Origin of the sequence: Ferruginibacter sp. (assembly GCF_031430955.1) — a bacterium.
Taxonomy (GTDB): domain Bacteria; phylum Bacteroidota; class Bacteroidia; order Chitinophagales; family Chitinophagaceae; genus Ferruginibacter.
Genome location: NZ_JANPCM010000392.1, coordinates 1 through 4,913, shown reverse-complemented (window position 1 = coordinate 4,913; position 4,913 = coordinate 1). Strand labels below are relative to the sequence as shown.

Genomic DNA, 4,913 nt, shown 5'->3' with positions numbered 1-4,913 from the left:
TGCTGCAAACGGATAAAATTAAACCTGCATTACTGGCATTGCAATCTGCGCCGGTAAAAGAAGAAAATAAAATTGCTGATATTCCTTCAAAACCAATTGGTAAAGCTTCTGATTCTGCAGTGCAAAAATTAAAAATATTGGGCGTGATGATACTTCCTGTGGCGCAAAACAGCAATTATTTATCGGCTAATTTTATTACAGCAATTTTTGCAGATAAAGACTTGCAGTTGCTGGAACAAATAAAAGATCAATTGATCTGGCTAAAACTGGGCAACACAAAAATTACTGATGCAGGTTTGATCGCTGTTTCAAAACTAAAAAATCTTACAAAATTATATGTAGAAAATACAGCAGTTACTGATAATGGATTAGGCAGTTTAAAAAACTTACAGCAATTGCAATACCTTAATCTTACCGCAACCAAAGTAACAGCTAACGGCATTACTCAATTAAAAGAATTAAAAAACCTGCAGCAAATTTATTTGTTTAAAACGGGAGTAACCGGCACCGATTATTTTAATCTTAAAAAATTATTTCCTCAAACTGTAATTGATACCGGAGGTTATAAATTAGAAATGCTTGTAACAGACACGACTCTTGTAAAGCCTCCTAAAGTAAAAAAATAATTTTATACCAAGTGGACATTTACTCTACCTGGTAAAAAAATGTCAGGTTGAGCTTGTCGAAACTGGGTGCAAGAGTCAACCCGCCTTCGACAAGCTCAGGCTGACAGTGTATTTTCAATGTACAATTGGTATTATTTTCCTGTAAAATTCGCTTTGCGTTTTTCTAAAAATGCAGCAGTGCCTTCTTTCATATCATCAGTAGCAAAGCAATCACCAAAAGCCAACACTTCTTTATCGTAACCATTTTTGCCATTGGTAAATGAGCTGTCGCTAACCACTGCAATATTTACACACTCAATAATTTTACTTATGGCAACTGGCGCTTTACTCATTATTACATTTAAAATCTCTCCAGTTCTTAACAGTAAACTATCGGCAGTGGTAACATGATTTACTAAACCCAATTGTAATGCTTCTGCAGCATCAATTAAATGAGCGGTCATTTGTAACTCCATACTTTTTCCTTTCCCCACTAATTGTGTTAAACGTTGTGTGCCGCCATAGCCGGGTATCAATCCAAGGTTAACTTCTGGCTGACCAAATTTTGCATTTTCGCTGCACAATCTAAAATGGCAGGCCATGGCTAATTCGCAACCGCCACCTAATGCAAAACCATTTACTGCAGCAATAATTGGTTTTTTACTGTTTTCAATTTTAAAAAAAACATCCTGCCCACGTTTGGCTAATGCCATAGCTTCATCTTTATTTAATCCATTAAACTCAGTAATATCTGCACCGGCAACAAATGCTTTTGGGCCTGCACCGGTAATGATGGCAGCTTTAATTGAAGCGGTAATATTTATTTCATCAACGGCCGCATCTAAATCTGTAAACAACTGTTTGTTTAATGCATTTAATTTATCGGGGCGGTTAATTGTGATAGTGAAAATGCCATTTTCAAAAGCGGTGAGCAGTGTTTGATACATGTTGAAAGTTTTCTCAAAAGTAAGGATAAAAAGAAAACTAACACTTACTGTAAAACTAAAGGGTGTATTTAAAATTGTTGCATACAATGCTGCCTCACCAATCGTTCCTGCGGAACGAAAGCATCCTAATACAAACTCTTACTACCCACCAAACGTCCCTAAGGGATGACTTGCAGGTAGTAAATTATGAAAGCGGAATATTTTCGTTCCGCAGGAACGATTTGTGTTGTGCGATAATTTTAAATGCACCCAAATTAAAGATAAACCGGAAGTTTGTTCATAAAATAACAATGAGTACCGTAATTGATAAAGCTAAAAGGAGAAACATAATTATATCTGTTATAGTTTCTTTATCTTTTTTTAATTTACTAAAGCTTTTCATAAAGAAATTTTTATGCATGAACAGGCATAAAATTAAACGATTGGCGCTCTCTTTATATTTGGTTTTAGTTAATGGCAGGTTTGGGTTATTAAATGGCAGTTATTTTGGAGAGAAACTGTTTTATCTTCAAACAAAAAAATGAGGTCGGATAATTTATTCAGTTAATGAGGATTAAAAATTCCTGTTATCTTTCACCCAATCTTTTATATAATCAGCAATATCAGTAGTGGTAGTACCCGGTGCAAATAATTTTCCTACGCCCATTTCATTTAATGCTTTCATATCGTCTTCAGGTATAATGCCGCCACCGGTTAGTAATACATCGTTCATTTCTTTTTCTTTCATCAATGCAATTACTTTTGGAAAAACAGTGTTGTGTGCACCACTCAAAATACTGATGCCTATTGCATCCACATCTTCCTGCAATGCAGCATTCACCACCATTTCAGGCGTTTGGCGCAGGCCGGTGTAAATTACTTCCATGCCTGCATCACGTAATGCGGTGGCAATTACTTTTGCGCCACGGTCGTGCCCGTCTAAACCTACTTTAGCAACTAAAACTCTTACAGGCCTGTCTTTTTTCATTGCAATAATTATTAAAGTTTTGTAAAAGTAAATCTATTCATCAAATATCTGTAATAGTTTCCTATTTTGCATAGTACTAATTTACCCTTCATTTTTATTTTATGAACCCATCTGCTGCTGGCGAAATTGCTGATTATTTAAAACATGGTGATTATTCTGTTGCTGTAAGGCGAACACTCGATTATTGTTTGGATACCGGCGATGATGACTTAATTGAAAACGCTGTTAACTGGAGCAGGGAATACCATGTAAATGAAAATTCAACATCTGCAAAACCTATTCCTGATAATTTTATCAGCGAAGCTGAAAGTATTTTACAGCAGGCATCAAAAATACAATCCGGCATTAGCTATCAAACAAAGCCATTAATAAGTGCCGAAAAAATTTCTAAAACATACAGTGGCGGTGGCTTTAGTTTAAAGCCAATAAATGTAGCAGTAAATACCGGTAATGTTTTAGGGGTTGTGGGAGAAAATGGAAACGGTAAAACAACATTACTGCGTTGCCTTGCCGGGCAACTGGCTTTGGATAATGGCGAAATAAAATATCATCTTTTGCAAAAGCCTGATGCTTATGCGGTAAAAAATCACATCGCATTTATTCCACAGCGTATTCCTAAATGGTATGGTTTATTAAAAGATAATTTACATTTCAGCGCTTCAATTGCAGGTGTGTATGGCGAAAAAAATAATTTGATGGTAAACTTTATGCTGGAACGTTTAAACCTCAGCAGCTATGCACACCTTACGTGGAACCAGATAAGCAGCGGCTACCGCACACGCTTTGAAATTGCAAGAATATTATTACAAAAACCAAGGCTGTTAATTTTAGATGAACCATTGGCTAATTTAGATATCAATGCACAGCAAACTATTTTAACCGATTTAATTTTTATGGCTAAAGGTGCTCATAATCCAATGGGTATTATTCTCAGCTCACAACAATTACATGAAGTGGAAAAAGTTGCAGACACAGTTATTTTTATTAAGCAGGGCAATTGCTTATACAGCAGTAACGACCGGGCAGAAAAAATTACCAGCAACGCTGTTGAATTTGAAACTGCTGCCGGCAGAGAAAGTATTATTGAATTATTTGGTGCAGAAAATATAGAGCTTCAATTTAACGGCGGCTTTTATACCATTATTTCAACTGCATTATCTGCACAGGAAATAATTGGTAAGATGATCGGTGCAGAAATTACCATTACTTATTTCAGGGATATTACTTACAGCACCAAACGTTTTTTTTAAACACTGCAACTTTACTTACATGAATAAAAGGCCCTTAGTCCCATCTTTTTTACAAAGGTTAGATGATACATTATTACGCAATAAACCCAATACCTGGGCGGCACGTACGCACTTGGTTATTTGGTTTGCTGTTTTATTTGCGCTGCCTTTAACTGCATTTTGCTATTTAGCTTTTTTTGATGCTAAGCAGTACAGCAGCACCGGCAGCTGGACAACATTTGTTGGCCTGATTGTTTTTATTGGATTTGTTTTTTGGCTGATATTTTTATTGCGCTTTAATGTTTTTAAACGCTATGGTAACTGGTTTATGTGGGACGGCTTAAAAAGTTTTGGGTTATACTTTTTAAGTATTGGTGCAATGGTTGCACTTTGTTTTATTCCATCGGCGGTAGAGACTTACAGAGCTAACCAGCAATTTGGTAACGATGAAATTGTAAATGATATTAATGAAATAAATACCACTGCCTGCAAATTAGAATATAATTTATTGCCTCTGCACTGGACTGCAGATACATTCGATATTATTAAAAGACCAGTTACCACTACCACATACACTGAAGAGGAAATGGTAACTGTTGATACAGTGGTAACAGCAGTTCTTGATCAGGCAAGTATTGAACCGGTTCAAAATTATGTTCGTCAGCACTCTGTAATTGATACGGCAGAATTGAGAAGAAAAATTGCAGAAACAGACAGCCTTGTAAAAATAAACGACTCTTTATATGTTTTTTATAAATGCCCCGATTACCAGTTTGTAAGTTCTTATAATGCTGATGGACATGCAACAAAAAAAATATTAAGGTCTGCGGATATCTATTATGCTGTGGTAAAAAATTATCAAAAGCCAAGTAACAGGCCTGCTTTGCTTATCAGGATAGATGAATTAAAAGCAAAGTATGCAGCCGATAGCCGTTATTCTTATTATGAAGAAGGTCTGGAATATAATATTAATGATGATTACGAAAAAAAAATAAAAAAGAAATATAATTTAAACCGGATAGGCTATGGCATTGATAATGCAGTAACAAAAAAATATGCCTGGATAGACAACTGGCATGTTTATTTACGATTTTTTTATTACATCACTTTACTGGCTACGTTATTAGTATTTATTTTCAGGCACAGTACTGTTAAAACATTTTTT

The 4,913-nt window shown here is 35.4% G+C and carries 4 protein-coding genes and 1 pseudogene; 3 read left to right on the top strand and 2 right to left on the bottom strand.

Annotated elements, in window-relative coordinates; genetic code table 11:
• A pseudogene (locus tag ACY65O_RS11110) lies at positions 1-626 on the top strand (c-type cytochrome domain-containing protein); the annotation flags it as partial.
• A gap of 131 nt (positions 627-757) precedes the next feature.
• Here ACY65O_RS11110 and ACY65O_RS11105 read toward each other — a convergent pair.
• Together ACY65O_RS11105 and ACY65O_RS11100 are read right to left on the bottom strand one after the other, a co-directional pair.
• Positions 758-1,552 carry an enoyl-CoA hydratase/isomerase family protein gene (locus tag ACY65O_RS11105; protein WP_462220929.1) on the bottom strand — a complete coding sequence of 265 codons (795 nt, stop codon included), beginning with the start codon at positions 1,550-1,552 and terminating at the stop codon, positions 758-760.
• A 553-nt stretch (positions 1,553-2,105) separates the two neighbouring features.
• The gene (locus ACY65O_RS11100) at positions 2,106-2,519 is read right to left on the bottom strand and encodes a cobalamin B12-binding domain-containing protein (protein WP_462220928.1); all 414 of its coding nucleotides are present in this window, start codon (positions 2,517-2,519) and stop codon (positions 2,106-2,108) included.
• Positions 2,520-2,620: 101 nt separating this feature from the next.
• Between ACY65O_RS11100 and ACY65O_RS11095 the strand changes: the two genes are divergently transcribed.
• Together ACY65O_RS11095 and ACY65O_RS11090 are read left to right on the top strand one after the other, a co-directional pair.
• Positions 2,621-3,769, top strand: coding sequence for an ABC transporter ATP-binding protein (locus ACY65O_RS11095; protein WP_462220927.1), 1,149 nt, complete (start codon positions 2,621-2,623; stop codon positions 3,767-3,769).
• Positions 3,770-3,788: 19 nt separating this feature from the next.
• Positions 3,789-4,913, top strand: a 1,125-nt coding sequence (locus ACY65O_RS11090) for a hypothetical protein (protein ID WP_462220926.1), incomplete at its 3' end; no start/stop codon positions are given.